This is a genomic window from Aeromonas sp. (assembly GCF_050633025.1).
Classification (GTDB): domain Bacteria; phylum Pseudomonadota; class Gammaproteobacteria; order Enterobacterales; family Aeromonadaceae; genus Aeromonas.
In genome coordinates this window covers 1-26,636 of the sequence record NZ_JBODRQ010000014.1, presented here as the reverse complement: position 1 = coordinate 26,636, position 26,636 = coordinate 1, and the positions used below count along the sequence as shown (strand labels likewise).

Genomic DNA, 26,636 nt, shown 5'->3' with positions numbered 1-26,636 from the left:
GCCTCATCAGCCCCTATCATACCCCTGACAAACCTTGCTTTTCTTATACCCGGTTAACAACTATGAATTATTGGCAAGCGATTTTAAAACAAACCACCGATCGCGAATTCATGACCCGATTGTGGTGGCTGGCCCTGCCGGTTTCGCTGCAATCCATGATGTTCTCCCTGCTCGGCCTCATCGATATCATGATGGTGAGCCAGCTTGGCACCACGGCTGTGGCGGCGGTCGGCTTGGGTAACCGGGTCTTCTTTTTCAATCTGCTGGTGATAGCTGGCCTCGCGGGCGGGGTCTCGGTATTGGCAGCACAATACTTCGGGCGCGGGGAGATGGCCGGGGTGCGCCGCTCTCTTGCGCTGGCCATAGTAGGCGCCCTGCTGGTCACCCTGCCCTTTGCCTTCATCTATGTGCTATCGCCGGGTAGCGTGCTGGGCTTTGCCAGTCAGGATCCGGCACTGCGGGCACTGGCGGATCAGTTCTTGATGATCACCGGCGCCACCATCCTCTGTACCGCCATCGTAGTGCCGCTGGAGTCAGCCCTGCGCTCGGTCGGCAATGCCGCCGCGCCGACCCGGATCGGCATTATCGCCATCATCGCCAACGTCATCCTCAACTACGCCCTCATCTTTGGTCACTTCGGCTTCGAGGCGATGGGAGTAGCCGGTTCGGCCTGGGGCACCACCATTTCCCGGCTGCTGCAGACAGTCCTGCTGCTGCTCTACGTAAAGCGTTATGAGGCGCGCCTGATCCCGCGCACACCAGACTGGCTGGCCGCCTTCAAGCGCAAGGAAGTGGTGCGCTTTACCCTGATCGCCCTGCCGCTGCTGTTCCATGACGGCCTCTGGGCCTTCGGCATGCTGATTTACGGCTTTCTCTACGCCCATCTTGGTACTGACTCACTGGCCATCATGACCACCCTCGGCACCCTGGAGAGCATCCTCATCTCCCTCTTCTTCGGGCTGGCAGTGGCCTGCTCCACCCTGCTCGGCCATCGGCTCGGGGCCGAGGAGTATGAGGTCGCCTGGCAGCACTCCCAGCTCTTCCTGCTGCTGGCACCGATTGGCGCACTACTGGTGGGGATCATCGTCTGGCTGCTGCAAGCCAACCTGCTGCAGTGGGTCGGCAACCTGCCCCCCGAGCTGATGACGGAAGCGGGTCAGGTGCTCGGCATCATGTGCCTCGGGATGCTGCTCAAGGTGTTCAACATGGTGGGGATCATCGGGGTGCTGCGCTCCGGTGGCGATGTGAACTACAGCATCTTCATCGACATTGTCGGGATGTGGTGTATCGGTATCCCGCTCGCCTGGGTGGCCGTTACTGTGCTCGGCTGGCCCCTCACTTGGGTAGTCGCTGTTGTGTTGCTGGAGGAGCTAAGCAAGATGGTGCTGGTGCAGCACCGTATTCGCCAGCGCCGCTGGTTGAAGAATCTGGTGATGGGCTAATACGCGACAAAGCGGGGTCATATCAATGACAGAAAAACCCTGTTTGCAGTATGCTGGGCGCCTCTTCAATCAGAAGCAGGGCGCCGCCACATGCAATGGCTCAATGCCCCTGTCCAGTAGTCGTTTAAGGAGACGAGCATGCAACCACAGAAAGAGCTGATCACCGAGACGGCCCTGCTGGAGATGGCCAACAAGATCATCAAGGAACACGAAGATTTCATCCACGGTATGCGCGCCGATTCGGTGGAGCAGAAGGGGGATATTCTGGTGTTCAAGGGGGAGTATTTCCTCGCCGAAGATGGCACCCCGACCGGCAAGACCATGGCGGTCTTCAACATGTTCAAGCTGCTGGCCCAGCAACTCTCCGGCAAGTACAAGTTGAGCTGATTTCACCAGCTCATTGCCAACAAGATGCCGCCCTCAGGCGGCATCTGTTCTTGCGCTGTTCTGCCCCTCGACCACTACGCAGTTGCGTCCCGCCATCTTGGCCTGATAGAGGCACTCATCAGCGCGGTTGATCAGCAGATCCGTGCTCTCGCCGGATCGGGCCAGCGCAATTCCTATGCTCACCGTTACCTCCAGTAATTCGTCCGAAGTGGGACTCTTCACCAACCGCGTTTCGACAGCAATGCGCAGCCGTTCAGCCACTTTGCTCGCCAGTACCGGATCGGCATGGTTGTACATCAGGATGGCAAACTCTTCACCACCATAGCGCCCCAGCACCATATCTGGTTCCAACTGTTCGCCCAGCGTGATGGCCACCTCCTTGAGCACCGCATCACCTGCCAGATGGCCGTAGATATCGTTGATCCGCTTGAAGCGATCGAGATCCAGCAGCACCAGCGCAAAGTGCTTCTGTCTGATCAGCAATTGCGCCCTGGCCTGTTCCAACTGCTTCATCAGCAGGCGACGGTTCATCATGCCGGTCAGCTCATCGGTGGTGGACTCCCGATAGAGCCGCAGCAGCATATTGAGCTGGCCACACTGCACCCAGCAACTGGCCAGGGTGAACATGCCAAGCACCCACACCTGGTTCAGGGTGGCCTGGCTCCAGATGCTCTGTCCAACCAGCAACCAGTGACCCAGTAACATGGTCACCAGCACCACGCAGGCCAGTTGCAAGCTGAGGGAGAGGGGGATGGGGAAGATGGCAAACAGAGTGATCAGCAGATAGGGGAAAACGGCATAACCGGCCTGCAACTCCTGCTCGCTGCCAAAGCTGTGCAGGCAGAAGAGAGAAAAGCTCATCATCACCGCCATCAGGTAGCCAAGGGCCAGCTTCATCCGTTCCCGCTTGAAGTGGATGAGATAAGAGAGCGGGATCAGTGGCGAGAGCGCCAGTGTGCAGAAGATCCGAGCCTGAAACAGCAGCTCGAAATGGGGGAGAGGCAGAGTCATCCAATCCACCACGGCCCAGGCCGGCAACCCCACCATCAGCAGGCAGGTAAGCAGACGCAGACGCACCGTCATAAACCCCATACGGGTACGGGTAAAGTCTTCGGAGTGAACCCGCGCACTCCAGAACTCTGACAGCTTATGCATCCAGAGTCTCCACATTAATACCAAGGGCTCATTCTACACTCCAATAGTGATAAAACAGCCATTAGCGAGAGAATAAAAAAAGAGATCTGAATCACACAAACCGACAGATGATAATCGCAGCACGCAAACGTTTCAATCCATCCAAAAATAAACCTTTTTTTGCATAATTAGCGCTGGTCAGCCTCATTTCAATCACTACAATAGCGCCCAATTTTCTCCCCCTCCCCACACAATTCGAGGTACTTATGGAACAGGCTGCTGTCACACGCGCCAATCGAGAGGCACATCCACCCAGGCGAGCCCATAGCGAACTGGTCTATGGCATAGAGGATGTCCCGCCTCTGCCCCAGACGCTGTTCGCCGCCCTGCAGCATATGCTCGCCATGTTTGTCGCCATCATTACCCCGCCCCTGATTATCGCCAATGCCCTCGGCCTCCCTGCCGCCGAAACCCGTTATATCGTCTCCATGTCGCTGGTCATGTCCGGCATCGCCTCCTTCATTCAAACCCGCCGCTTCGGCCCCATCGGTTCCGGCCTGCTCTCGGTGCAGGGCACCAGCTTCAACTTCCTCGGCCCCATCATCGCCTCCGGTCTCGCCCTCAAACAGGCGGCCATGCCCACCGAGGATCTGTTGGGCACATTGTTCGGCACCATGATGGTTGCCGCACTCACTATCGTGGTGATGAGCCGCTTCCTCCATCTGGTGAAACGGATCATCACCCCGCTGGTGACCGGCATAGTGGTGCTGCTGATCGGCCTGACCCTGATCAAGGTAGGTCTCATCAGCATGGGCGGCGGCTATGCAGCCCTCTCTGATGGCAGCTTCGCCAGCCATACCAACCTCTTCCTCTCCCTGCTGGTGCTCGGCCTTATCGTGTTGCTGCAGCGCAGTCGCAACCCCTGGTTGCGCCTCTCCGCCATCATGATCGCCATGCTGGCGGGCTATGCCGTGGCGCTGCTGCTGGGCAAAGTGAGCACCCCCACCTTTGACGGCCCTCTGGTGATGGTGCCCATTCCGCTCCACTACGGCCTCGGCTTTGACTGGCAGCTGTTCGTGCCGCTCGCCATCATCTTCGTGGTGACGGCGCTCGAAGCGATCGGCGACATGACCGCCACCTCGGACATCTCCGGCGAGCCGCTGGAAGGGCCTGTCTATATGGAACGGATCAAAGGCGGTGTGCTGGCCGATGGTGCCAACTCCATGCTGGCGGCGGTTTTCTCCACCTTCCCCATGTCCACCTTCGCCCAGAACAACGGCGTTATTCAGCTGACCGGCGTCGCCAGCCGCCATGTCGGCCTCTTCATTGCAGCGATGCTGGCCCTGCTCGGCCTGTTCCCGGCGGTCGCCAGTCTGGTGCAGCAGATCCCGGAGCCCGTGCTGGGGGGCGCCACTATCGTGATGTTCGGCACCATCGCCGCCGCTGGCGTGCGCATCATTGCCCGCGAGGAGCTGGATCGCCGCGCCCTGATGATCCTGGCGGTGTCGCTCGCCATGGGGCTGGGAGTCGCGCAGGTGCCGGAAGTGCTGCAACACCTGCCGGAGCTGGCCAGAAGCGTGCTCTCATACGGCGTCGCCACCGGTGGCATTACCGCCATCGTGATGAACCTGCTGCTGCCCAAGTGCAGCAAACAGCCTCTCTGATCCCGCGACGAACAGAGCGCAATAAAAAAGCCACGACCCGGGTCGTGGCTTTTTTCGTTTGGATAGATTGTTGTGGGATCAGGCCGTCTGCGGCTCCGGCTCGGCTTCGCTATCCAGATCCCGGCTAAAGTAGGCGCGGGTCTCGGCGATCACCACATGGCGCAGGCCAATCAGGCCGATGAGGTTGGGCACCGCCATCAGGCCGTTAACGATATCGGCCAGGAGCCAAATCATGTCCAGATGGAGGAAAGCACCGCTCGCCACCAGCGCCAGATAGACCAGGCGGTAGGGTTTGATCGCCTTCACCCCGAACAGATACTCGGTGCAACGCTCGCCGTAGTAGTTCCAGCCAAGGATGGTGGTAAAGGCGAAGAATAGCAGGCCAATGCTCACCAGATACTGGCCGACATGAGCATCGAGCCCCTGGGCAAAGGCCAGACTGGTCATGGCCGCGCCGCTTGCATCGCCGCTCCACACGCCGGTCACCACCAGAGTCAGGCCGGTCATGGTGCAGATGATGATGGTGTCGATGAAGGTACCGGTCATGGAGACCAGCCCCTGCTCCACGCACGAATCGGTCTTGGCCGCCGCCGCCGCGATGGGCGCAGAGCCCAGACCTGACTCGTTGGAGAAGACCCCGCGCGCCACCCCAGACTGAATGGCCAGCATGATGCTGGCGCCGACGAAGCCGCCGGTCGCCGCATGGCCGGTGAAGGCACTCTCGATAACCAGCATGACGGCATCGGGCAGGGCGCTGGCGTTATTCACCAGCACGCCGAGACAGGCGACGATGTAGAAGATGGCCATAAAGGGCACCACCTTGCTCGACACGCTGGAGATGGACTGAATGCCCCCCAGAGTCACCAGCGCCACGATCAGGGTCAGCACCACGGCGGTCGCTTCACGGGGCACCGAGAAGGAGAGGCTCATGGCATCGGAGATGGCATTGACCTGCGGGAAGGTACCGATCCCGAAGAAAGCGACACCGATGCCGAACAGGGCAAACAACTTGGCGAGCGGCTTGGAGCCGAGCCCCTTCTCCAGATAGTACATGGGGCCGCCCGCCATCTGGCCGTTGGCATCCTGCTCGCGATATTTCACCGCCAGCAGACACTCGGCATACTTGGTGGCCATACCGAACAGCGCCGCCATCCACATCCAGAACAGGGCACCGGGGCCGCCGAGCTTGATGGCGGTGGCGACCCCGACGATGTTGCCGGTGCCGATCGTTGCCGAAAGCGCGGTACAGAGGGCGCCGAAGCTGGAGACATCCCCCTGCTTGCCCTGCCCCTGATCGCGACCAAAAACCAGCCGCAGTGCGAGCGGCAAGCGCACCACCTGAAGCAGACCCAGACGCAGAGTGAGGTAGATACCGGTCCCGACCAGCAGGATCAGCAGGGGCGGCCCCCAGATAAAGCTATCGATGGCGGTTAACGCCGATTGAATTGATGACATGCATCCTCCTTAAGAAACAGAAATTAAGGAGGAGAAGGATGATCTTCCCATAGGTGTCGCGATCGGCCAGAGGCGATCGGATGCGGGCCAAGCCCAGGTACAACCATCCCATCCCCTCTGTCCTTTTGCCTGAGAGTTTCCGGCGCCAGCCTGCCCTTGCGGGTAGTCATGGTGCCTTGCTCCTTCGGCGCCCGATTTAACGGGTCTCTCCAGAGTATCGTCCAGTAGCAGTCCACACCGGTTGCCCGGTACCTGAAAGATTCACTTCTTCGGTGGATGGTTGCCCATCGCTCTCCTGCTACCTTCATCCGAACTAGTTTGGATTAGGAAGTCGGCATGTTAATCCAAAAAATGTGAGCTGTCTCGCACTTGGCTGCCCCCATTTATATTTTTTTAGTGACCGCCAGAACCGCAGCAAGAATGTTAAATGTTAGTTAACTATCAACAAGTTAGGCTCTCACGGATCAAATGTGGCCCAAACGGGAAAAATGGCGGATAGAGAACAGTGATCCCTCTCGTTTCGCCAAGAAAATCTTGCCGACATATCCAATCAAAATGCTTGCGCACAGAATCAATAAGCCGATAATCCGCTGCATAACCAAGCACTTTGCCATCAATTTATGCACTGTGTTCGGTTGGTCCCACCGGACCGCTCGCCTGACCCGGCCGTCGCCGGTTCAATCGCATATGGCTTGGGCATATCACGCCCCCTAAGGATGACCAAAAGAGAATGAACGAGACCCTGGTAGCACAAGATTACCGTCAGCTGGTTGAACAATTCGGCTCCCCCCTGCTGCTGCTCGACAAGGCAGCCGTCCGCAAACAGTATCGGGCCCTGGCCGCCGCCCTGCCCGATGTACGATTGCACTATGCACTCAAACCCCTGCCCCATGAGGCGGTGGTCTCTGTCTTGAAGGAAGAGGGGGCCTGTTTCGATCTGGCCACCAATGGCGAAGTGGATCTGGTGCGCAGTCAGGGGGTTCGCCCGGGACGTTGCATTCATACCCATCCCATCAAGCGCGACAGCGATATCCGTTACGCGCTGGAGTTCGGCTGCACTGTGTTTGTCTATGACAACCCGCTGGAGCTGGAAAAGTTCATTCCCTACAAGGACGAAGTGAAACTGCTGCTGCGGGTCAGCTTCCCCAACCCCGAGACCAAGGTCGATCTCTCCAAAAAGTTCGGCTGCCCTCCGGAGCAAGCGCTGCCGCTGCTGCAACTGGCCCACGCCAAGGGGATCAAGGTGATGGGACTGTCGTTCCACGTCGGCTCCCAGGTACCTCATGCCCGTCGCCATGTGCAGGCCATCGACGCCTGCCGCGAGATCATGGAGCAAGCCTGGGCGCTCGGGCTCAAGCCCTGGGTACTGGATATCGGCGGCGGCTTCCCGGTCGATTATGAGGGGGGCGAGTTCGATATCGACGGCTTCTGCGCCCCGATCCGCGAAGCGCTGGCCAAGTTGCCCGCTACCGTGCAGAAGATTGCCGAACCGGGCCGCTTTATCAGCGCGCCGGCCATGACTTCGGTATCAAGCGTGATGGGCAAGGCCCACCGCGGCGACAAGATCTGGTACTACCTGGATGACGGTCTCTACGGCAGCTACAACGGCCAGCTCTATGACCACGTTACCTATCCGGTGAGCACGCCTTATGCCAGTGGCGAGCAACACAACTCGGTGCTCTCCGGCCCGACCTGCGACAGCGTGGATGTGATCCGCGATGGCATCATGCTGCCGGACCTCGAGCTTGGCGAGCTGGTAGTGGGTAAGGTGATGGGCGCCTACACCTGGGCCTCCGCCTCCACCTTCAACTTTTTCCCCAAGGCCAGCATCCTCATTCTGGACAGCAGCCAGAAGGGGCAGAAGCTGGTGGCAGTAGCCTGAGCATACCGCTCGCTCGCCAACAGGTTCACTGGGCAAAAACAAGAGGGGGAAGCTTGAGCTTCCCCCTCTCTCATTTCACCAACCCCTATCAGATAAACTGACTGGTCAGCAGCCAGCCGGTGTAGGCGACGAAGCAGGTGAGCAGCACGCCCCCCTCCAGCCGGTTGATGCGGCCCTGCCCCTTGCGGCCCAGACACATCACCAGCAGCAGCAGGGTCAGCCCCATCATGATGCTCCAGTCACGGGTGAGCACTTCCGGCGCCACATCCAACGGATGAATGCCCGCCGCGATCCCCACCACCGCCAGGGTGTTGAACAGGTTGGAGCCCAGCACGTTGCCAAGGGCCAGATCATGCTCGTTCTTGCGAATGGCGATAAGCGAAGAGGCCAGCTCCGGCAGGGAGGTCCCTACCGCGACTATGGTGAGGCCAATCACCAGATCGCTGATACCAAGCGCCTGAGCGATGGTCACCGCCCCCCAGACCAGCAGACGGGAAGCGCCGATCAGCAGCACCAGCCCGACCACCAGCCAGAAGATGGCACTCTTGAGGGACATCCCCGCGCTCTCGATATCCTCGGCGGTCTCGGTATCCAGCGCATCTCCCTTGCCATTCATGCCAGCCCAGATAGACCAGCCCATCAGAGCAACGAAGACGGCCCCCAGAATGACCGCATCCATCCGGCCCAGATGACCATCGATCAGCAGGGCGCCGGAGAGCAGGGTAATGCCGAGCAGGATCGGGATCTCCTTGCGCACTACCTGAGAGGCCACCGCGATAGGGCTGATCAGTGCCGTCAGACCCAGGATCAGCGCGATATTGGTGATGTTGGAGCCATAGGCATTGCCGAGCGCCAACCCGGGATTGCCCTGTGACGCCGCCAGCGCGGAGACCACCATCTCCGGGGCCGAGGTACCAAAACCGATGATCACCATGCCGATCAGCAGCGGCGGCATCCCCGCATAACGGGCGGTGGCAGCGGCACCGTCGACAAACTTGTCTGCACTCCAGACCAGCAGCGCCAGTCCGGCAATCAGGGCAACAAAAGCCAGGGTCATAGGATCTTCATCTCTTGTTATCTGCAACAAAGCGCCAGCCCGAACGGGCAGGCACCATGGGAAAGTGGCGCCAGTGTAGCTGTGCCACCTTCCATTTCAAGGGGAAATCAAACCATGATTAACATTTCACAGCACAGCCAGCAGGCTCGCGGCATCGGAGACCTCGAACTTGCCAGGCGCCTCCACAAACAGCTGCTCGACCACTCCATCGTTGGCGATCAACGCAAAGCGCTGGGCACGGATGCCGCCAAAGGCACCGGTATCCTTGGCCAGATCCAGCGCCCGGGTCCAGCTGCCATCGCCATCCGCCAGCATGGTGATCGCCTCGGCATTCTGGGCCGTCTGCCAGGCCCGCATCACGAAGGCGTCGTTGACCGACAGACAACAGATGGCATCCACCCCTTTGGCCATAAACTGATCGGCCAGCACCACATAGCCGGGCAGATGAGCATTGGAGCAGGTAGGAGTAAAGGCGCCGGGTACCGCAAACAGCACCACTTTTTTACCGGCGAACAGCGTCTGGCTATCCCGCAGCTGCTTGCCCTCGGCGGTGATAAAGGTAAATTCGCCCGCAGGCAGGGGTTGTCCTACAGCAATCATGATTTCTCGTCCTGAGTCGTGATGGGAAGTCGCCAGTTTATCCCAGAGTGACGATGCCGCCTAACAGCGGCTCTGAGCCTGACTCTGGATAGCGGCAGGCATTTTCCCCTTGGGCAGACTACTCTTGAGCTGGTTTCACGGCGCCAGGAGGCCCCATGCAACACTATTACGATGGTCTGGAAATTCGTCCCCCCGCCATGCGCGAACAGCAGCAACTGGACCAGCTCAATCATCAGCTTACCCATGTCAGTCAATATTGCGCCGGTTACTCCAGCGCCTATCGCCAGTGTCACCTCGAGGATCTGGCTGAGCTGGCCACCCTGCCACTGCTCGACAGCAAAGAGCTCTTTGCCGCCCAGCAAGCTCATCCCCCCTTTGCCGGTCTCACCGGCCGTCCAGCCAGTCAGGCGCTGCGGGTCTTCTCCTGTCCGGGCCAGCTGGCCATCCCCGAATATGCCGGAGCAGACTGGTGGGGCGCCGCCCGGGCGCTGTTTGCCGCCGGTTTCAAGGCGGGGGAAGTGATGCTCAACGGCCACGACTATCATGCCGGCCCCACCGCCTTTATCTTCGATAACGGCGCCCGCCAGCTGGGGGCTCCCGTGGTACCCTGCGGCCCCCACGATACCCAGCGCCAGCTGGAGGCACTGCTGCGCTATCAACCCACCGGCTACGTCGGCCCGCTGGTGACCCTGCTCGACCTGCTGGAAGCAGCCGAGGCAGCGGAGATCCCGAGCGACTCGCTGCGCCGCGCCCTACTGTGCGAAGCAACCCATCCCGAAACGGCACCACTGCGCGCCATTCACGGCATTGCGGCCCTCAACTGTCTGGTGTGGCAGGATGTGGGGGTGGTGGCCTACGAGAGTCAGCCCGGTCAGGGCTTTATCGTCAACGAGAGCTGCATCGTCGAGATCATCGATCCCGCCAGCGGCAATCCCGTGAGTGGCGATGAAACGGGCCAGCTGGTGGTGACCCGGCTCGATCTGGAGTATCCATTGCTGCGTCTGGCCACCGACTGGCAAGGGCACTGGCTCGCCAAGCCGAGCGCTTGCGGGCGCACCAACTGGCGCCTCAAGCTGGTGTAGCAGACCAAGTAAATGCACAAAGGCAGACGGGCAGCCATCAGGCTGCCCGTCTTGTCTCTGGAGAAGAGGATATATGAAGTTGGTCAGCGCCTTTCCTGCCAGGTGGCGATGGCGAGCAGGGAGTCGGGGGTAAATTCACTGGCACGCTCGGCGATCTCGGCCAGGCTCATCCAGTGCACCGCGCTCACCTCTTCGGCCTGCAACTGCAGCGGCCCCTGATAGCGGCAACTGAAGAGGCCACCCCAAACCCGGTAGCCCTTTCCTTCCGCATAAAAGCTGCCAAAGCCCTGCAAGGGAACATCCATAATCCCCAGCTCCTCGGCCAGCTCGCGGCGGGCTGAGCGCTCCATCTCCTCACCTGTGGTGACCACGCCACCAGCGCAGGCATCCAGCATGCCGGGGCAGAAATCCTTGCTGAGGGTGCGTCGCTGCACCAGGATCCGATCCGCGTCGTCGAGCACCAGAATATAGCTGGCGCGATGGCAGAGATTCTCCCGCCGCACCTTGGCTCGCTCGGCCACGCCAATCACCCGGTTGTTCCCGTCCACCACATCAACCCATTCCACGCACAAGCCCTTTCGTTCCATTCGACTGCCCGCAGTATATCGGTGCGGTGGTTTGCCATGGCACAACTTTTTCGATGACGCCGTCAATTTGCCGAGCCCACCAGCAAAATAAGGATTCATGCAAATCTTTATAAATCGTCATATCAGTGTCATCGACCGACACCATAGTGTGCCCTGTCCAGGCAATCAGGGAACCGTGCGATGAAGGTGTTCAAGCAGTTATCCCCACGGCAGATCGCTCGCTACATCAAGAGCTTTCATCGAGGCTATTTTGCCATCGAGTCGCTGGGAACATTTGAATTCAACGCGGGCAGGATCAGCCTCCATGGCCTGACCTGCCGCCAGCGGCTAAGACTGGCTCGCCAGATCAATCTGGCGGTCAGACAACTTGGTCACCGCGACCCCTTGCCGGACATGTGAGTCAAAGGGTCTTGCCCTACTGTCTGTTGTGCATCCATGCTTTGCCCGCCGGCTACTGGCCGCGCGGGCCGTTTTCGATATCGGTAATGATGCCGTTGCGCACCGTCACAAAGCGCATGAACTCGTTCTTGCCGAAGTTGTAGGTCCAGCGTTCACCATATTTGACCTGCACCATGTTGCCAAACTGGTTCTCCTCGTTGCGATTGAGCTCTTCTCGCAGCATGGGCTCACCGCACTTGAGCAGCATCTCGGCGGTGGTGTCGCCCTCGGTGATCAGGGCGTTCTTGCAACGCATGGCATCGGCACTGGCCGGAATGCTCAACAGCAACAGAGCAAGCCCCGCTACTTTCTTCATCTTCTTGCTCATCGGGTTCTCCTTATCCTCTCTAATGAGTCGCAGCATGCCTGTTCCCGTTTCTGAAAAAACCAGTCAATGGCGCAAAAGTGCCGCCCTTTTCTGCTCTCCAGCCCGCAGGTCGCGACAAATACTGTCTATCACATAACCCAAAAACAAACGGCGACCCGAGGGTCGCCGTTTGCATCAAGCCAGCAGGATCACAGGATGTCCAGCAGCTCGACTTCAAATACCAGTGCAGAGTAGGGCGGGATGGAACCGGCACCACGGGCACCGTAGGCCAGATCGTGGGGGATGTAGAGCTTCCACTTGGAACCAACCGGCATCAGCTGCAGCGCTTCAACCCAGCCAGCGATCACGCCGGTCACCGGGAATTCAGCCGGCTGGCCGCGAGCAACAGAGCTGTCGAATACGCCACCGTGGGTGAAGGTACCGTGGTAGTGCACACGCACGGACTGACCGGCTACCGGAACGGCACCGTTGCCTTCTACCAGCACTTCGTATTGCAGACCGGAATCGGTCACGTTTACGTTGTCGCGCTTGGCGTTGTCAGCCAGGAAGGCTTCGCCATCAGCAGCAGCGGCCTTGGCGGCGGCTTCCTGCTCTTCTTGCATACGCGCAGTGATCACCTGGAAGGCATCATTGATATCGTCACGGCTGACCGCGAACTCCAGACCATTCAGAGCATCTGCCAGACCTTGTTGCAGGGCAGGGATATCCAGACCGGCAAAGGCTTGCTGCGCCAGCTGATCACCCATGTTGCGGCCGATGCCATAGCTGGCCTTCTGTTCGATAGAGTCGTATTGGGACATTGAGATGTTGCTCCAGATCCATGTAGTAAAGAGGCGGGATAATATCAGACTTTTGGCCGGGGTGCTGCCGGGGACGCCCCTGATTTCCCCGTCAGTGGGAGGAACTTCACACAAGATGCGGATGAACGCCGCCCAACGGCGGCGATCTGCTTAACCGCGATCCAGCAAGGCTCTGACCGCAGCCACCTTGGCGCCATCGGTGATATTGACCCGGCCATCATCCGAGGTGCCCATATTTACGCCATGGGGCACCATGCCACCGCGCCAGCCCATGCCGGACATATGCACTTCACTCACTCCGGTGAACTCGATGATGGTACGCACGTTGTCGGCATTGACCCCGGCCCCCGGCATCAGGCTGGCACGTCCCGCCAGCGCCTGCTGCATCTCCTGCAAGGTCTCGAGCCCAGCCAACGCTGTCGGCGCATGGCCCGAGCTCAGAATGCGCTCGCAACCGGCAGCGACTATGGTCTCCAGATCGAGGCGCCAGTCGGAGGAGAGGTCGATGGCGCGATGGAAGGTGACTCCCAACGGGCCAGCGGCATCCACCAGCTGTTTGAGCTTGGCGGCAGGCACCCGCCCCGCCTCATCCAGCAAACCGACCACCACCCCTTGCAAACCGGCAGCGCGTGCCGCAGCGATATCTTGCAGCATCATCTCGAACTCGCCGTCGTTGAAGCAAAAATCCCCGGCGCGCGGGCGGATCATGGCGCAAACCGGCACGGTGGCGTGGCGGGCCGCCTGCTGCATAAAACCGTAGGAGGGGGTCAGGCCCCCCAGACCCAGCGCAGAGCAGAGCTCGATGCGATCCGCCCCGGATTGCTGGGCGGTAAACAGGGATTCCAGGTTGTCGATACAGATTTCAAGACGGGTCATGAGGACTCCTTTTTCGGGGAGATCAGACCCCACATCTGATCTCATAGATTGAGCAAGGCTGCGCCGCGCACACCACCGGCACCGCCGAAGCGGGCCTGGCGGATCTCGGGCAGGGCGACCCCGGGCAGCAAGTGACCGGGCAGACGCAGCGGCAGCTGTTCATAGAGGGCGGGCAGGCCGCTCAGGCCGCCCCCCAACACCACCACCTCGGGATCAATCACCGAAATGGCGGTGGCAAGCCCGGCGGCCATGATCTCCAACCAGCAGTCGACCGTCTCGACCGCATGGGGTTCATGGGCCTCGAAGCGCCCCACAATCTGGTGACCCGTGGCGCGCTGGCCATGGAAATGGTGATAGAGACGCTCCAGACCGGTGCCGGAGGCATAGGTTTCAAAACAGACCAGACGGCCGCAACCGCAACGGGGACGGGGCAACTCGGGGTACTTCATCAGCATGGTCGCGGGCAAGGGGTAGTGACCAATCTCGCCAGCCAGCCAGTTGCGCCCCTGAATAAGCTTGCCCGCCAGATAGACGGCGCCGCCGATGCCGGTGCCGATGGTGACGCCGAGCGCACTGCCTGCGCCGTCGGCAGCGCCCTGATGCACTTCGGACCAGAGGAAGCAGTTGGCGTCGTTATCCACCTTGACCGGCCGTTCCAGCAGCTCGGCCAGATCGGCGCCCAGATGGCGACCATTGATGGAGGGCAGGTTGGCCGCCACTATACTGTGATCGTGACTGTTGATGACGCCGGGGAAACCGATGCCGACCGAGCCCCGTGCGCCGAAGCGGGCATCCGCCTGCTCGACCCGGGAGCGGATCAGCTGCTGCAGCCCCTCATAATCGTTGCCCGGGGTGCTTATGCGCTCCTCGTGGCAGAGGTTCAATGCACTGTCATAGACCGCAAAGGCGATCTTGGTGCCACCGATATCAAAGCCGTAATACATGCCAGCACTCCCTTGTCAGCCCGTGTTTATCCAACTCTGTTCCAAGGGGGACATTGTATTAATTCGCAAAAAAAATAAAGTGACCGAAGGCGAAAAACAGGAGAGTGATCAGAGCAAACGGCTCATTTGTCGCTGCAGGCAGGGCTGCCCGAGGCTTATCAGGGTGCGCTCCTCACCATCAAAGACGAAGCCGCGGCGCAGGTAGAACCCCTCGCCTATGTGGTTGCCATCGAGCAGCCACAATTTGACGCTATGGCAACCGGCGCGGCGCATCTGCATCGCCACCGCCTGCCACAGCCGTTTGCCATAGCCTTGTCGCCAGTGATAGGGATGGAGATAAAACGCGCGGATCAGGGCGCTACTCTGCCCCGCGTCCTGCTGTGGTTGCCAGTAGAGCAGGCCAATCACCACCTCATCGAGACAAAGCAGCATGGGCCTTGGGCCTGGCTCGGCCAGACGGCTCTGCCAGATCTGCAGATGGGCGGTAACGTCCAGCTGCTCCAGCAGGTCGGCACCGAGCACCTGCCCATAGGCAGCGAGCCAGCTGGCTCGCTGCATCACCGTCATGGCGGCAGCATCGTCGCTGCGCGCCATGCGCAGGCTTATGCCTTGCATTGGGGCACCAGACCGTTGGCGCGGGCCTGCTCATAGAGCGGTTGCACTTCCGCTTGCTGCGCTTGCAGCTCGGCGATCCGGTTCTCGTTGCTCGGGTGGGTGGAGAGCAGTTGCGGCGGGGTGTTGCCACCGGCTGCGGCACTCATGTTTTGCCACAGGGGGATCGCCTCGGCCGGATTGAAGCCGGCGCGCGCCATCAGTTCCAATCCCAGCCGATCCGCTTCGCTCTCTTGGGTTCTGCCATAGGGCAAGGCGATCCCTACCTGAACACCGAGGCCAAGGGCAGCCATGGTAGCGGCCCCGCCGAGACTGTCACTGCTACCGATAGCAGCGTTAGCCACCGTCAGACCGATGCCGGTCAGCTGATCCCGGGAGAGTCGCTCGTTGGAGTGCTGGGCCAGCACGTGAGTCAGCTCATGACCGATAACGGTCGCCAGCTGATCCTGATTCTTGGCCACTTTGAGCAGGCCGCTGTAGACCCCGATCTTGCCGCCGGGCAACGCAAAGGCGTTGACCTGCTTGGAATCAAACAAGACAACCTCCCAACTGGTGATACCATAGCTGGCGGGCACCTGGGCAGTCACCGCCTTGGCGACACAGGAGACATAGGCGTTGAGCTTGGCATCCTTGCTCACCTTCTCTTGCTTCTTCATCTGCTCGAAGGAGTCGGCGCCCAGCTGGTTCATCTGCTGGGGAGAGTAGAGCAGCATCTGGCTGCGGCCGGTCGGCGACTGGGCACAGGCGACCAGCAGGGAACTACAGAAGGCCACCAGGCCAAACTTGGTGAGGGACGCAATCATGAAGGGATCCTTTGTCGTAACGTTGCCCTATTCTCGGAAATGCCGCCCTGCTGTGCAAGGGAGCCAGCCCCCGGCTGGCGGAAAAAAATCCATCCTGCGCTATTAACAAAACTGACAGCCGCCAAAAACAAAACGAGCCCACTTGGGGCTCGCTCTATCAGGAGATGCTGACTGCTGGCAGTTACAGGATCCCCAGCTTTTTCAGGTCCGCCTGTACCACCTTGGCTGGCACCGGCACGTAGCCATCTTTGGCCACGATGCTTTGACCCGCTTTGGAGAGCATCATCTTGACAAACTCTTGCTCCATCGGGGAGAGCGGCTTGTTCGGATGCTTGTTCACGTAAACGTACAGGAAGCGCGACAGCGGATACTTGCCGGTGATGGCGTTATCAGAGGTCGCTTCGATAAAAGTCTTGCCATCCTTGGAGAGCGGAACCGCACGCACGCCGGAGGTGACGTAGCCGATGCCGGAATAACCGATGCTGTTCAGGGAGGCAGAGACGGACTGCACCACGGAAGCAGAACCCGGCTGCTCGTTCACACCGCTCTTGAAGTCGCCGTTACACAGGGCGTGCTCCTTGAAGTAACCGTAAGTACCGGATACGGAGTTGCGACCGAACAGTTGCAGATCCTTGCCGGACCAGTTACCGGTCAGACCCAGATCAGACCACTTGGTGGCCGCCTTGGCTTCACCGCACTTGAGGGTGCTGGAGAAGATGGCGTCGATCTGCGGCATGGTCAGCCCCTTGATGGGGTTGTCCTTGTTGACGAACACCGCCAGGGCATCGACTGCAACGCGGATGGCAGTCGGCTTGTAGCCGTAACGCTTCTCGAATGCTTCCTCTTCACCGGCCTTCATGGCACGGCTCATCGGACCGAACTGGGCAACACCTTCGGTCAGGGCAGTCGGGGCGGTAGAAGAACCGGCGGCCTGGATCTGCACGTTGACGTTGGGGTACAAACGCTTAAATTCTTCGGCCCACAGGGTCATCATGTTGGCCAGGGTGTCAGAGCCGACAGAGGACAGGTTGCCCGAAATGCCGCTGGTCGGTGTGTAATCCGGCAGGTCTTTATCCACACCGGCAGCCAGGGCGCTGACAGAAAACAGGGTTGCTGCGGTGAATCCGATTACACCAGCCAGTTTGTTGAGTTTCATCCAATCTCTCCAAAGTTACAAAAGGCGATTACCTTGAGCTTCATTCTGTCTCCTATCTCCGAGGTGACAGAAGGCTATTGCCAATACATGGCGCCGATTAACACTGTCTTGCGGTAGTCAATTCGACTGAGTCAGCGGTGAGTTCCATTCCGACTGACTCTCCAAAGTTACAGAAGGTCCGTTCTTAAGACGGCGCCAGTATCTGACCTGGCAGTGACAAATTTATGGATTTAATGTGACACTTTAATGACATGGCGGCAGATTTGAACAAATGAAAAGAGGGCCCGTTCAAAGGCCCTCTTTTTGCAGTTAACTCATTGCCATAAAAGACTATTTAATCACCACCATACGGCTCGGGATGAGAAAGCTGAAGCGGCTGCCAAGGCCAACACGGCTCTCGATATCGAGCTGGCAGTCGTGATGACTGAGGGCATGCTTGACGATGGCAAGGCCTAAGCCTGAGCCGCCGGTGTGGCGCGAGCGGGCCTTGTCGACCCGATAGAACCGCTCGGTCAGCCGCGCCAGATGCTCGGGGGCAATCCCCTCCCCTTCATCGCTCACGGCAAACAGCGCCATCGCCCCCTGCTTGCGCCACTCCACGGTAATTTTTCGCCCAACCGGGGTGTAGTGGATGGCGTTATAGACCAGGTTGGAGACGGCACTGCGCAGTTGCTCCTGATCCCCACGCACCAGCAGATTGGGCTGCACCACAAATTCGATCTGGTGGGCCCGTTCGCCCGAGAGCGCCCGCGCCTCCTGCTCCAGCAGCCCCAGCATGGCAGGCATGTCCACCAGATGGGAGAGATCCACGCTCGGGGCCGCCTCGATACGGGAGAGGGTGAGCAGTTGATTGACCAGATTATCCATCCGGATGGTCTGCTCCATCATCACCCGATGCGCCTTGGCCCACATGGCAGGCGAGAGCGGCTCCTCGGCCATCTCCGCTGTCATTTCCAAATATCCCTTGAGCACGGTAAGTGGCGTGCGCAACTCGTGGGAGACGTTGGAAACGAAGTGCTTGCGGGTCTTCTCCAGACTGCGCAAGCGGGTGACATCCCGCACCACCAGCATCGCCTGATCCGAGGCGTAGGGCATGATGCGAAACTCGAGAAACTTCTCCTCGTTGACCGGGGAGTGCATCTCGAGGGGCTCGTCATACGCCCCCTTACCCAGATAGGCGTTAAAGGCAGGATTGCGAATGAGGTTGCCGATATGCTGGCCGGCATCCTCCGGCCAGCGAAAACCGAGCAGCTGCTCGGCCAACCGGTTGCACCAGAGGATGCTGCCATCATCGCGCAATACTACGGCCGCGTCGGGTAGCGCCTCGGCCCCTTCCCGAAAGCGGCGGATCAGGCCCGCCAGCTCGCGGCGTCGGGCGCGGTGGCGCTGCTGCAACTTGTAAATGCCGTTGAAGATGTGCTCCCAACTGCCTTTGCCGTTGGGAGGAACCAGGCTGCGATCGTGCCACAGCCAGTCCGACAGCCGCTTCTGGAAGCGGTAGTGCCAGCCAAGATGGAGCAACGCAGCGACCAGCAGAGTGAGCGAGAGGTGATCAATCAGCCAGCCAACCAATGCGAAGGGCGCGTAAAAAAATGCCATTCGCCACAACTGTCGCCGCCAGGCGTAGGGTTGCAACATAACAGCCTCTAGAGACGGGTTGAGAAGCGGTATCCGGCTCCACGCACCGTCTGAATCAATCTATCGTGCCCTGTCTCTTCGATCGCCTTGCGCAGGCGGCGAATATGGACATCCACGGTTCTGTCCTCGACGTACACATTGGTACCCCAGACATTGTTGAGCAGCTGCTCGCGGCTGTAGACCCGCTCCGGGTGGGTCATGAAGAAGTGGAGTAGCTTGAATTCGGTTGGCCCCATGTCGAGGGCCCTCTCTTCGGCGCTGACCCGATGCGAAACAGGATCCAGTTTGAGCCCCTGCACCTCGATCACCTCGTCCACCGAGGTGGGAGATACGCGGCGCATCACCGCATGGAGGCGGGCAGTCAGCTCCTTGGGAGAGAACGGCTTGGTGATGTAGTCATCGGCCCCCGCTTCGAGGCCGCGGACCTTGTCCTCCTCCTCGCCGCGGGCGGTCAGCATCACCACCGGGATCTGGCGCGTTACCTCATCCTGCTTGAGCTGCTTGATAAACTGGATGCCACTGCCACCGGGCATCATCCAGTCGAGCACGATGAGTTCGGGGTAGGGTTCGCGCACCTTCGCCAGTCCATCGGCGTAATCTTCCGCTTCAATCGTCTCATATCCCTTCTGCTCCAACACGAAGCAGAGCATTTCGCGGATCGGTGCTTCGTCCTCGACCACCAGAATTCGCTTAGCCATTCCCTTCTCTCTCCTCTGTGAAGATGGGTGCGCCAATTATTAGAATTTTCTGTGACACTTTTATGACTTTATGACATGCGGGATGATAAACGTTTTCAGATTCAGTTGGCAGCAGTACGTTGCAACAAGTCCCACCGGTTGCCGCTGATATCCTCAAACACCGCCACGGTGCCGTAAGCCTCGTCGCGGGGCTGTTCACAAAAATGGACACCATACTGCTGCATCCGCCGGTAATCCCGCCAGAAGTCATCGGTCTCGAGAAACAGAAATACCCGCCCGCCGCCCTGCTTACCGATAGCGGCACGCTGCTCTTCACTGGCGGCGCGGGCCAGCAGCAGCACGGAACCCGTGCTGCCAGCCGGAGCTACCCGCACCCAGCGCTTGCCCGGTTTGCCCGGCTCGTCGAGCCGGGTATCTTCCAGCAGCGCAAACCCCAGCCCTTCGGTGAAAAAGGCGATGGCCTCGTCATAGTCGGCCACCAACAGGGTCAGCGCCCCTATGTGTTGTGACATGGCAGAAAATCCTTAACAGATGAGTCAATGGGCGCAACGCCCCGGCAAGGGCGCATCATAGCGGCTGGATGGGCAGGGCTCCAGCCGTCATGTGCGTCTTGAAAACGACCGAAGAGGGGGAGTGAGCGCTCAAGGCGCTTCACGCAGCGTCCGGTAGAGGGTGGTGCGGCTGATCCCCAGTTGGCGCGCGGCCTCGCTGACGTTGCCGCCGCATGCCGCCAGCGTTTGCTGTACCTGCCGCCGGGTTTGTTCACGCAAGCTGGTCGCCTCCCCCATCGGCAAGGCGCCGGGCTCTGCGGCCACACTGGGCAGATGCAGGTGGACGGGCTCAATCCAGCCCAACCCCTCTGCCAGCACACAGGCCACGCCCCTCACGCAGCAGTTGCCTGCCATCGAAAGGATGCTGGCCGAGCCAGAGTCGACCTTCCCGGTTGGCGCCGAGCAGTTCCCTCTCCTCTCCCAGCAACAGGCGGGCGGACCAGAGGCTCTGGGGATCGAAATCCACCAGCCTGCCCGACTGACGCGCCAGCAGTGCGTTTTCGAGGGTCATGGCCAGCAGCCGCACCGTGCCCAGCATATCGCCGTCGTGGTGTGCCGCATCGGTGGAGATATCGAGCACACCGAGCAATTGCCCGTCCGGCCCGAGCAACGGACAGGCGCTGCAACTGAGGAAGCTGTGCTGGGCGAAGAAGTGCTGATTGCCGAGCACCTGCACTTCGCTCTGCTCGGCCAGCGCAGTACCGATGGCGGCCTGGAAGCTGGCTCCGGTGCTGGCGGAGGGTTTCTGCAGCGTGCTCAAGCCCGCCAAGCAGACCCCGGTCACCATCATGCTGATGATGGATCTCATCAAGGACATCCTGCCCCCCGGCGTGGTCAACGTAGTCAACGGCTTCGGCGCCGAGGCCGGTCAAGCGCTCGCCACCAGTAACCGGATCCAGAAACTGGCCTTTACCGGTTCGACCGAAGTGGGCGCCCATATCCTGCGCTGCGCAGCCGACAAGCTGATCCCTTCCACCGTGGATCTGGGGGGCAAGTCCCCCAATATCTACTTCGCCGACCTGATGCAGCACGAGAGCAGCTACATCGACAAGGCGGTAGAAGGGATGCTGATGACCTTCTTCAACCAGGGGGAAGTGTGTACCTGTCCCTCCCGCGCGCTGGTACAGGCCAGCATCTAGGACGACTTCATGGACGGGGTGCAGGCCCGTGCCCGCACCATCGTTCAGTGCCCCCCCCCTCGATACCGCCACTGAAGTGGGAGCGCAGGCGTCCCGCGAGCAGTTCGACAAGATCCTGGGCTACATGGAGATCGGCCGTAGCGAAGGGGCCAAGATGCTGGTCGGCGGTAGCCCCGCCAAAGTCAGCGGGCTGGAGGGGGGCTTCTACATCCAACCCACCATCTTCTCCGGCCAGAACAAGATGTGGGTGTTCCAGGAGGAGATCTTCGGGCCCGCCCTCGGGGTTACCACCTTCAAGGACGAAGCCGATGCACTGGCCATTGCCAACGACAACCAGTACGGGTTGGTGGCAAGCCTGTGGACCCGTGACAGCAACCTGGCCTGGTCTGGGTCAACTGCTACCACGCCTACCCGGCACGCGCCGCCTTTGGCGGTTACAAAAAGTCGGGGATAGGCCGCGAGACCCACTAGATGATGCTGGACCACTATCAGAACACCAAGAACCTGCTGGTGAGCCACGACATCAACCCGTTCGGCTTTTTCTCAACCGAGCGCCTTCTGTAAACAAGGACACGTCATCAAAGAAGGCGCCTGCGGGCGCCTTGTTGTTTCTGCACTGCTTGCCAGTGGTCGTCTCAACCGGCCCGACGCCAGCGGTAGCGCCGCTCCGGCCGCCCCCGCTGACCGTAGTTGAGATCCACATCGACCCTGTCTTCCGACTCCAGATACTCCAGATAGCGGCGCGCCGTGGTGCGACTGAGCGACAGCCGCAGCGCCACTGTGTCGGTGGAGAAGACGTTCTCCGGTTCACCAGCCAGCAGATCCAGCACCTGACGCAGCGTGATACTGTCGATCCCCTTGGGGGTAGCACGCACCTCCTTGACCTGGGTGCGTCCTCCCTTGCCAAGCAGCTTGTCAAGATCGTCCTGCTCCAGCCGACCCCGCTCGCACAGACGGCTGTGCAATAGCAGGATCTCGTCCAGGCTTTGCTGAATGCGAAACAGCCGCAATGGTTTGAGGACGTAGTCATGAACCCCCAGATTGAGGGCCTGCTGGATGGTCTCCACATCCCGCGAGGCGGTCACCATGATGACGTAGGCTTCTCGGTTGTGGCTGCGCAGGCGGCTCACCCACTCAAGGCCGGAGCCATCGGGCAGGGAGACATCCACCAGCAGCAGTTGGGGCACCACACCGGCCATCATGGCATCGGCCTGGGCCAGGGTGCCGGCCCGCCCCAGCAGGGAGAAACCAGGTGTCGCCGCCACCAGTTCTGACAAGATGGCACCGATCCGATCGTCATCTTCAATAACAAGCGTGATTATTGGTTCCATGGCTCACATTAATTGGTTTTTATTCAAGTAGATACCAAACAGTGTGGTCTGCTCGGCGGTTCGCCGCCATTCTATCACACCCTCGTGCCGACCCACGGTCTCCTTGACCAGGAACAGACCCACCCCGTGATCGCCGCTCTGGCGACTCACCCCGTAATCGAACAGGTGATCGGCCAGCTCCTCGTCGACCCCCTCGCCGCTATCCTCCACCTCGATCACCAGTCGCCGCCCCACATCGCACAGGGACAGCAGCACCCGCGGCGGCCGCTGCTGGCGGTTGCGCCAGGCTGCCTGCAGGCCGTTGTCCAGCAGATTGCCGATGAGGGTGATGAGATCGGCCGAGACCGAGGCCGGATACTCCGCCAGCGCCGAGTCGGGATCGAGCTCCAGGGTCACCCCGAGCTCGCGGGCACGGCTGAACTTGCCGAGAATAAGCCCCGCCACCGGCTTGTTGTCGATCAGCCGCAGCAACTCCTGCAGCATGGTCTGGCACGCTTCGTTCTCTTGCTGGATCAGCTCCACCGCCTGATCCACATGACCCAACTGCAACAACCCGGAGAGGCTGCTCAGCTTGTTGGCGAACTCGTGGCTCTGCATCCGCAGCATCTCGGCATACTGGCGCAGGTGGGTCACCTGCACCCCCAGACTGGCTGCCACCTCAGGACGGCTGAAGATCAGCAACCGCCCCGGCGCCTTGCCCTGCACCGCCTGCCAGCGACCGACGAAGGACTCCCCCTGAATGGTGAAGCTCACTTCCCCACCCTCCTGCTCCAGACAGGGGGCAAGGGGCGGCACCAGCTCCGCCAGCGACTGCCCCTGCAAGGCGTGGCGCCCGGTGACCGGCAGCCGCAGCTGATAGCTGGCGGTGCTGTTGATCATGTTGATGTTGCCGCGGCCATCGAGGGCGATGACCCCTTCAGTGATGTGCTCCAGCACCAGATCCTGCAGAGTGAAGCGGCGCACGATCGCCTCCGGCTCCAGATCGAGCAGGGTCTTGCGCAGCAGATATTGCACCCAGAGTGCCAGCAGCAGGCCACACCCCAGCACCGCAACGATGGCGCTGATGAGCAGGGCCACCCGCTCCATATAGATGCCCTCCACCTGCTGCATCAGGTAGCCCACCACCACGGCCCCCATAACGCGCCCATCACCGCCCACCACCGGGGAAAAGCAGCGGATCGCCGGCCCCATGGTGCCCCGATCCTTGGAGCAGTAGCTTCGCCGCTCCTGCAGCGCGGGCCAGATATCCTCGCCGCGAAACTTCTGCCCCACCAGCTCGGGGTTGGGGTGGCTGAGGCGGCGACCATACTCATCGGTCACCACCATATAGGTGGCATCGGTGCGGTTACTGACCGCCTCCATGTAGTCGCGTAGAGTCGGTTCATTCCCCTGGCGCAGAGCCTCGACCACCCGGGTATCCGCCGCCATGACCCTAGCCAGATCACTCCCTTTCTCCTGCAAGTTGCTCTCCAGCAGATGACGGATAAAAAGGGCGAGCAGGCTGCCCAAAATAAGGATCAGCAACAGGGAGAGCCCGAGCGACAGGGTGACCAGCTGGTGGCGAAGTTTCATGCACATACCTTAAAACGTCAGGACATTGTCCAATAGTGCGGATGCCACCAAGTCTGGTCAATCAAAGGTGCCGGATCGCCGGCAAAATCGGCCAACCCCTCCTCGCGGGCACAGAGTGCCACCGCTCTGGCGACGGCGCGGGCCACCTCTCCCACCTGTTCAATGGGGGGCAACAGCCGGCCCGCCACCAGCGGATAGGCTCCGACTGCCCGCACCGCAGCCAGCAACATGCCATCGCTGATGCGGCAGGCCTTCACTGCGCAGGCCCCGAGGCCAATGCCCGGAAAGACATAGACGTTGTTGCACTGTGAGACCACCCGCCGCACCCCTGCCACCATCACCGGCGCAAAGGGGCTACCGGTGGCCAGCAGGGCGCGGCCATCTGTGGCGGCCCACACCTGCTCGGGGGTGGCCTCGGCGCTGCGGGTCGGGTTGGAGAGTGGCAAGATCACTGGCTGATCGCACACTTCCCCCATCGCCTGCAGCACCTCGCCAGTAAAAAGGCCGCCCTGACCGCTCACGCCAATCAATACCGCTGGTCGCACCTGGCGGATGGTCTCCAGCAGCGAGCTATTGGCCTCCTCTACAGCGCGGGCAAACGGCTGCTGGGCGCAGGTCAGGTTGGGGCGATCGCTGCAGACCACCCCGTCCTGATCAAACAGCCAGACACCGTCGTGACTCCCCGCCAGCTGGGCCAGCATGGCGGCGATGCCACAACCGGCCGAGCCCGCCCCGACGATCAGCACCGGGGCATCGCACAAGGCGGAACCCGACTGTTGCAACCCGGCCAGCACGCAGGCAGAAGCCACTGCCGCCGTGCCCTGAATGTCGTCATTGAACATGCAGAGCTCGTCGCGATAACGGGATAGCAGGTTGGCGGCGTGCTTGCCGGCAAAGTCTTCAAACTGCAGCACCACCCGGGGCCAGCGCTTGCGAATGGCCGCCACCACCTTGTCCATGAAGTAGTAGTAGCTCTCGCCATCGATACGCGGGAATTGCCAGCCGAGATAGGAGTCATCCTCCAGCAACTCGGGATTGTTGGTGCCCACATCGACACAGAGCGGCAGGGTGCGGGCCGGGTTGATGCCACCCGCAGCGGAGTAGAGCGCCAGCTTGCCGATACAGATCCCCATGCCGCCAATGCCGAGATCGCCGAGCCCCAGTACCCGCTCGCCATCGGAGATGACGATCACGTCCACCTCCTGCTCCACCGACTCGAGGATATCGTCGAGATCATCCCTGTCATGCCAGGAGAGATAGAGACCGTGGCTGCGCAGATAGAGATCGCTGTGGCGCTGACACGCCTCCCCCACCACCGGGGTATAGATGATTGGCAGCAGTTCCGGCAGGTGGTGACGCACCAGATCGTAGAACAGCACAGGATTGTCCTCCTGCAGCTGGCGCAGCAACAGATGCTGGTCAAACGGACTCTGCATGGCGCTGACCAGTCGGTAGATCCGGCGCCGCTGCTGGGAAAGGGACTCCTCCTTGTGGGGCATACGGCCGCGAACACCCTGACGCTTGCGTTCTGCATAGGGCAGGCTGGTGCCCATCTTGATGTCGTTCATTTTGTTTGTTCCTCAATCCGGTATCAGGCGAACAGGGAGATAAGAGCGGTAGCCAAAATCAGCATCACAGCGCCGCCAAGACGGGAGGAGATCTGGGCAAAGGGCATCAGCTTCATCCGCTGGGCCGCCGAGAGCACGGCTACGTCGCCGGTGCCGCCCATGTTGGCCATGCAGAGCCCGCCGGTGATGGCCGCCTCGATGGGATAGAAGCCAATCAGCTTGCCGACCAGCGCCGCGCCGAGGGCGCCTCCGATCACAGTGACCATGACCAGCACGAAGTAGCTGATGGAGAAGGCACTGATCAACTCCGGAATACTGGTATAGGCGACGCCGATCCCCACCAGCAGCGAGGGGGTGAGGTTGCTCACCACAAACTGATACCAGTCGGCCGCCGCCTGCTCATAACGGCGCGGCAGCAGGCCGCTCACCTTGATAAAGGCGACCGCCAAAATCATCAGGGCGAAGGGGTGCATGGGGATAAAGTTGCCAAGCAGGGAACCCAGCACAAACATGCTGGAGCTGATAAAGAGCCCCATACCGAGACTCTGCAGGGTCGGCGCCTCGGCCTGCTCGTCAGCAATACTCTGGCTATTCTCTTTGACCATCAGTTTGCCGTTACCGGTCAGGGAGGGGTAACGGCGGCCGAGCCGTGCCAATAGGGAGCCTGCCAGAATGGCCAGGGTATTGGCGATCACCACCGCTGGTACCATACGTGACAGCAGGTCGGCGCTGGACATCTGCATCGGACCGGAGAGGATCTCCACCAACGGCACCGCGCCAGCTCCCATGCCACCGCCCATGATGGGCAGGCCGATCAGCAATACGGCATTCTTGAAACCATACCCCATCAGGGAGCCGACCCCCCCCACGCTCAACAACGCCAACACCACAC

General features: G+C 60.6%; 26 protein-coding genes, 2 pseudogenes and 1 riboswitch. Of the genes and pseudogenes, 7 read left to right on the top strand and 21 right to left on the bottom strand.

Annotated elements, in window-relative coordinates; genetic code table 11:
• Positions 1 to 62: 62 nt before the first annotated feature.
• Together ACRAUW_RS03700 and ACRAUW_RS03695 are read left to right on the top strand one after the other, a co-directional pair.
• Complete coding sequence (locus ACRAUW_RS03700) at positions 63 to 1,442, top strand: MATE family efflux transporter (protein WP_431361205.1); 1,380 nt, start codon at positions 63 to 65, stop codon at positions 1,440 to 1,442.
• Between the two features lie 138 nt (positions 1,443 to 1,580).
• Positions 1,581 to 1,829, top strand: a complete 249-nt coding sequence (locus tag ACRAUW_RS03695; RefSeq protein WP_421254379.1) for a YciN family protein — start codon at positions 1,581 to 1,583, stop codon at positions 1,827 to 1,829.
• A 33-nt stretch (positions 1,830 to 1,862) separates the two neighbouring features.
• On the opposite strand, the gene ACRAUW_RS03690 is transcribed toward ACRAUW_RS03695, so the two are convergent.
• Positions 1,863 to 2,984: a GGDEF domain-containing protein gene (locus tag ACRAUW_RS03690; RefSeq protein ID WP_431361204.1), complete on the bottom strand. Its 1,122-nt coding sequence runs from the start codon at positions 2,982 to 2,984 to the stop codon at positions 1,863 to 1,865.
• A 245-nt stretch (positions 2,985 to 3,229) separates the two neighbouring features.
• On the opposite strand from ACRAUW_RS03690, the gene ACRAUW_RS03685 reads away from it, so the two are divergent.
• Positions 3,230 to 4,627, top strand: coding sequence for a nucleobase:cation symporter-2 family protein (locus ACRAUW_RS03685; protein WP_431361203.1), 1,398 nt, complete (start codon positions 3,230 to 3,232; stop codon positions 4,625 to 4,627).
• Between the two features lie 78 nt (positions 4,628 to 4,705).
• On the opposite strand, the gene ACRAUW_RS03680 is transcribed toward ACRAUW_RS03685, so the two are convergent.
• Positions 4,706 to 6,082 (bottom strand): alanine/glycine:cation symporter family protein, encoded by a 1,377-nt coding sequence (locus ACRAUW_RS03680; RefSeq protein ID WP_431361202.1) that lies wholly within the window; start codon positions 6,080 to 6,082, stop codon positions 4,706 to 4,708.
• 107 nt (positions 6,083 to 6,189) lie between these two features.
• A riboswitch (glycine riboswitch) is annotated at positions 6,190 to 6,305 on the bottom strand.
• A 507-nt stretch (positions 6,306 to 6,812) separates the two neighbouring features.
• Between ACRAUW_RS03680 and ACRAUW_RS03675 the strand changes: the two genes are divergently transcribed.
• On the top strand, positions 6,813 to 7,964 hold the full coding sequence (locus ACRAUW_RS03675; RefSeq protein WP_431361201.1) for a type III PLP-dependent enzyme: 1,152 nt from the start codon (positions 6,813 to 6,815) through the stop codon (positions 7,962 to 7,964).
• Between the two features lie 88 nt (positions 7,965 to 8,052).
• Here the strand turns inward: ACRAUW_RS03675 and ACRAUW_RS03670 are convergent, their stop codons facing one another.
• Both ACRAUW_RS03670 and ACRAUW_RS03665 read right to left on the bottom strand, forming a co-directional pair.
• Positions 8,053 to 9,021 (bottom strand): calcium/sodium antiporter, encoded by a 969-nt coding sequence (locus ACRAUW_RS03670; protein ID WP_431361200.1) that lies wholly within the window; start codon positions 9,019 to 9,021, stop codon positions 8,053 to 8,055.
• A 126-nt stretch (positions 9,022 to 9,147) separates the two neighbouring features.
• Positions 9,148 to 9,621 (bottom strand): peroxiredoxin, encoded by a 474-nt coding sequence (locus ACRAUW_RS03665; RefSeq protein ID WP_431361199.1) that lies wholly within the window; start codon positions 9,619 to 9,621, stop codon positions 9,148 to 9,150.
• Between the two features lie 155 nt (positions 9,622 to 9,776).
• On the opposite strand from ACRAUW_RS03665, the gene ACRAUW_RS03660 reads away from it, so the two are divergent.
• On the top strand, positions 9,777 to 10,703 hold the full coding sequence (locus ACRAUW_RS03660; RefSeq protein WP_431361198.1) for a phenylacetate--CoA ligase family protein: 927 nt from the start codon (positions 9,777 to 9,779) through the stop codon (positions 10,701 to 10,703).
• An 83-nt stretch (positions 10,704 to 10,786) separates the two neighbouring features.
• On the opposite strand, the gene yfcD is transcribed toward ACRAUW_RS03660, so the two are convergent.
• Positions 10,787 to 11,290: an NUDIX hydrolase YfcD gene (gene yfcD / locus ACRAUW_RS03655; RefSeq protein ID WP_431361197.1), complete on the bottom strand. Its 504-nt coding sequence runs from the start codon at positions 11,288 to 11,290 to the stop codon at positions 10,787 to 10,789.
• 180 nt (positions 11,291 to 11,470) lie between these two features.
• Here yfcD and ACRAUW_RS03650 point away from each other — a divergent pair, with 180 nt between their 5' ends.
• Positions 11,471 to 11,689: a DUF1107 family protein gene (locus tag ACRAUW_RS03650; RefSeq protein ID WP_005338403.1), complete on the top strand. Its 219-nt coding sequence runs from the start codon at positions 11,471 to 11,473 to the stop codon at positions 11,687 to 11,689.
• 52 nt (positions 11,690 to 11,741) lie between these two features.
• Here ACRAUW_RS03650 and ACRAUW_RS03645 read toward each other — a convergent pair whose 3' ends face one another.
• From ACRAUW_RS03645 to ACRAUW_RS03590, 12 genes and pseudogenes are all read right to left on the bottom strand, one after another.
• A complete protein-coding gene (locus ACRAUW_RS03645; protein ID WP_005338404.1) occupies positions 11,742 to 12,056 on the bottom strand; it encodes a DUF2845 domain-containing protein in 315 nt (104 codons plus the stop codon).
• Between the two features lie 188 nt (positions 12,057 to 12,244).
• Entirely contained in the window at positions 12,245 to 12,856 is a 612-nt protein-coding gene (locus ACRAUW_RS03640) for an FKBP-type peptidyl-prolyl cis-trans isomerase (RefSeq protein ID WP_431361196.1), read from the bottom strand.
• 150 nt (positions 12,857 to 13,006) lie between these two features.
• Positions 13,007 to 13,732: a copper homeostasis protein CutC gene (locus ACRAUW_RS03635; RefSeq protein ID WP_431361195.1), complete on the bottom strand. Its 726-nt coding sequence runs from the start codon at positions 13,730 to 13,732 to the stop codon at positions 13,007 to 13,009.
• 41 nt (positions 13,733 to 13,773) lie between these two features.
• A complete protein-coding gene (locus ACRAUW_RS03630; protein WP_431361194.1) occupies positions 13,774 to 14,676 on the bottom strand; it encodes an ROK family protein in 903 nt (300 codons plus the stop codon).
• 108 nt (positions 14,677 to 14,784) lie between these two features.
• Positions 14,785 to 15,291, bottom strand: coding sequence for an N-acetyltransferase family protein (locus ACRAUW_RS03625; protein ID WP_431361193.1), 507 nt, complete (start codon positions 15,289 to 15,291; stop codon positions 14,785 to 14,787).
• On the bottom strand, positions 15,279 to 16,091 hold the full coding sequence (locus ACRAUW_RS03620; RefSeq protein WP_431361192.1) for a M48 family metallopeptidase: 813 nt from the start codon (positions 16,089 to 16,091) through the stop codon (positions 15,279 to 15,281). Before ACRAUW_RS03620 ends, ACRAUW_RS03625 begins: the two co-directional genes overlap by 13 nt.
• A 181-nt stretch (positions 16,092 to 16,272) precedes the next feature.
• Positions 16,273 to 17,247 carry a PstS family phosphate ABC transporter substrate-binding protein gene (locus ACRAUW_RS03615; protein ID WP_431361191.1) on the bottom strand — a complete coding sequence of 325 codons (975 nt, stop codon included), beginning with the start codon at positions 17,245 to 17,247 and terminating at the stop codon, positions 16,273 to 16,275.
• 330 nt (positions 17,248 to 17,577) lie between these two features.
• Positions 17,578 to 18,885, bottom strand: coding sequence for a phosphate regulon sensor histidine kinase PhoR (gene phoR, locus ACRAUW_RS03610; protein ID WP_431361190.1), 1,308 nt, complete (start codon positions 18,883 to 18,885; stop codon positions 17,578 to 17,580).
• 8 nt (positions 18,886 to 18,893) lie between these two features.
• Positions 18,894 to 19,583, bottom strand: a complete 690-nt coding sequence (gene phoB, locus ACRAUW_RS03605) for a phosphate regulon transcriptional regulator PhoB (RefSeq protein ID WP_236344782.1) — start codon at positions 19,581 to 19,583, stop codon at positions 18,894 to 18,896.
• A gap of 101 nt (positions 19,584 to 19,684) precedes the next feature.
• Positions 19,685 to 20,095: a VOC family protein gene (locus ACRAUW_RS03600; RefSeq protein ID WP_431361189.1), complete on the bottom strand. Its 411-nt coding sequence runs from the start codon at positions 20,093 to 20,095 to the stop codon at positions 19,685 to 19,687.
• A gap of 129 nt (positions 20,096 to 20,224) precedes the next feature.
• Positions 20,225 to 20,452, bottom strand: a complete 228-nt coding sequence (locus ACRAUW_RS03595) for a helix-turn-helix domain-containing protein (protein WP_431361218.1) — start codon at positions 20,450 to 20,452, stop codon at positions 20,225 to 20,227.
• A 1-nt stretch (position 20,453) separates the two neighbouring features.
• Positions 20,454 to 20,843, bottom strand: a pseudogene (locus tag ACRAUW_RS03590) (GAF domain-containing protein); the annotation flags it as partial.
• On the opposite strand from ACRAUW_RS03590, the pseudogene ACRAUW_RS03585 reads away from it, so the two are divergent.
• Positions 20,839 to 21,837: pseudogene (locus ACRAUW_RS03585) on the top strand (aldehyde dehydrogenase family protein); the annotation flags it as partial. The pseudogenes ACRAUW_RS03590 and ACRAUW_RS03585 sit on opposite strands and share 5 nt — an antisense overlap.
• A gap of 71 nt (positions 21,838 to 21,908) precedes the next feature.
• On the opposite strand, the gene ACRAUW_RS03580 reads toward ACRAUW_RS03585, so the two are convergent.
• The 4 genes from ACRAUW_RS03580 to ACRAUW_RS03565 all read right to left on the bottom strand — a co-directional run.
• Positions 21,909 to 22,604 carry a response regulator gene (locus ACRAUW_RS03580; RefSeq protein WP_431361188.1) on the bottom strand — a complete coding sequence of 232 codons (696 nt, stop codon included), beginning with the start codon at positions 22,602 to 22,604 and terminating at the stop codon, positions 21,909 to 21,911.
• A gap of 3 nt (positions 22,605 to 22,607) precedes the next feature.
• A complete protein-coding gene (locus tag ACRAUW_RS03575) occupies positions 22,608 to 24,176 on the bottom strand; it encodes an ATP-binding protein (protein ID WP_431361187.1) in 1,569 nt (522 codons plus the stop codon).
• Between the two features lie 17 nt (positions 24,177 to 24,193).
• Positions 24,194 to 25,744 carry an NAD-dependent malic enzyme gene (locus ACRAUW_RS03570; protein ID WP_431361186.1) on the bottom strand — a complete coding sequence of 517 codons (1,551 nt, stop codon included), beginning with the start codon at positions 25,742 to 25,744 and terminating at the stop codon, positions 24,194 to 24,196.
• Positions 25,745 to 25,767: 23 nt separating this feature from the next.
• Positions 25,768 to 26,636: 2-hydroxycarboxylate transporter family protein (locus ACRAUW_RS03565; protein WP_431361185.1), on the bottom strand; the 869-nt coding region annotated here is incomplete at its 5' end.

What these genes read in the sequence shown, in the direction of transcription:
- ACRAUW_RS03690 (WP_431361204.1), bottom strand. Translation starts at nt 2,984, where the DNA reads ATGCATAAGCTGTCAGAGTTCTGGAGTGCGCGGGTTCACTCCGAAGAC.
- ACRAUW_RS03600 (WP_431361189.1), bottom strand. Translation starts at nt 20,095, where the DNA reads ATGTCACAACACATAGGGGCGCTGACCCTGTTGGTGGCCGACTATGAC.
- ACRAUW_RS03630 (WP_431361194.1), bottom strand. Translation starts at nt 14,676, where the DNA reads ATGTATTACGGCTTTGATATCGGTGGCACCAAGATCGCCTTTGCGGTC.
- ACRAUW_RS03670 (WP_431361200.1), bottom strand. Translation starts at nt 9,021, where the DNA reads ATGACCCTGGCTTTTGTTGCCCTGATTGCCGGACTGGCGCTGCTGGTC.
- ACRAUW_RS03575 (WP_431361187.1), bottom strand. Translation starts at nt 24,176, where the DNA reads ATGAAACTTCGCCACCAGCTGGTCACCCTGTCGCTCGGGCTCTCCCTG.
- ACRAUW_RS03665 (WP_431361199.1), bottom strand. Translation starts at nt 9,621, where the DNA reads ATGATTGCTGTAGGACAACCCCTGCCTGCGGGCGAATTTACCTTTATC.
- ACRAUW_RS03640 (WP_431361196.1), bottom strand. Translation starts at nt 12,856, where the DNA reads ATGTCCCAATACGACTCTATCGAACAGAAGGCCAGCTATGGCATCGGC.
- ACRAUW_RS03625 (WP_431361193.1), bottom strand. Translation starts at nt 15,291, where the DNA reads ATGCAAGGCATAAGCCTGCGCATGGCGCGCAGCGACGATGCTGCCGCC.
- ACRAUW_RS03570 (WP_431361186.1), bottom strand. Translation starts at nt 25,744, where the DNA reads ATGAACGACATCAAGATGGGCACCAGCCTGCCCTATGCAGAACGCAAG.
- ACRAUW_RS03650 (WP_005338403.1), top strand. Translation starts at nt 11,471, where the DNA reads ATGAAGGTGTTCAAGCAGTTATCCCCACGGCAGATCGCTCGCTACATC.
- yfcD (WP_431361197.1), bottom strand. Translation starts at nt 11,290, where the DNA reads ATGGAACGAAAGGGCTTGTGCGTGGAATGGGTTGATGTGGTGGACGGG.
- ACRAUW_RS03615 (WP_431361191.1), bottom strand. Translation starts at nt 17,247, where the DNA reads ATGAAACTCAACAAACTGGCTGGTGTAATCGGATTCACCGCAGCAACC.
- ACRAUW_RS03685 (WP_431361203.1), top strand. Translation starts at nt 3,230, where the DNA reads ATGGAACAGGCTGCTGTCACACGCGCCAATCGAGAGGCACATCCACCC.
- phoR (WP_431361190.1), bottom strand. Translation starts at nt 18,885, where the DNA reads ATGTTGCAACCCTACGCCTGGCGGCGACAGTTGTGGCGAATGGCATTT.
- ACRAUW_RS03645 (WP_005338404.1), bottom strand. Translation starts at nt 12,056, where the DNA reads ATGAGCAAGAAGATGAAGAAAGTAGCGGGGCTTGCTCTGTTGCTGTTG.
- phoB (WP_236344782.1), bottom strand. Translation starts at nt 19,583, where the DNA reads ATGGCTAAGCGAATTCTGGTGGTCGAGGACGAAGCACCGATCCGCGAA.
- ACRAUW_RS03620 (WP_431361192.1), bottom strand. Translation starts at nt 16,091, where the DNA reads ATGATTGCGTCCCTCACCAAGTTTGGCCTGGTGGCCTTCTGTAGTTCC.
- ACRAUW_RS03695 (WP_421254379.1), top strand. Translation starts at nt 1,581, where the DNA reads ATGCAACCACAGAAAGAGCTGATCACCGAGACGGCCCTGCTGGAGATG.
- ACRAUW_RS03675 (WP_431361201.1), top strand. Translation starts at nt 6,813, where the DNA reads ATGAACGAGACCCTGGTAGCACAAGATTACCGTCAGCTGGTTGAACAA.
- ACRAUW_RS03680 (WP_431361202.1), bottom strand. Translation starts at nt 6,082, where the DNA reads ATGTCATCAATTCAATCGGCGTTAACCGCCATCGATAGCTTTATCTGG.
- ACRAUW_RS03660 (WP_431361198.1), top strand. Translation starts at nt 9,777, where the DNA reads ATGCAACACTATTACGATGGTCTGGAAATTCGTCCCCCCGCCATGCGC.
- ACRAUW_RS03580 (WP_431361188.1), bottom strand. Translation starts at nt 22,604, where the DNA reads ATGGAACCAATAATCACGCTTGTTATTGAAGATGACGATCGGATCGGT.
- ACRAUW_RS03635 (WP_431361195.1), bottom strand. Translation starts at nt 13,732, where the DNA reads ATGACCCGTCTTGAAATCTGTATCGACAACCTGGAATCCCTGTTTACC.
- ACRAUW_RS03700 (WP_431361205.1), top strand. Translation starts at nt 63, where the DNA reads ATGAATTATTGGCAAGCGATTTTAAAACAAACCACCGATCGCGAATTC.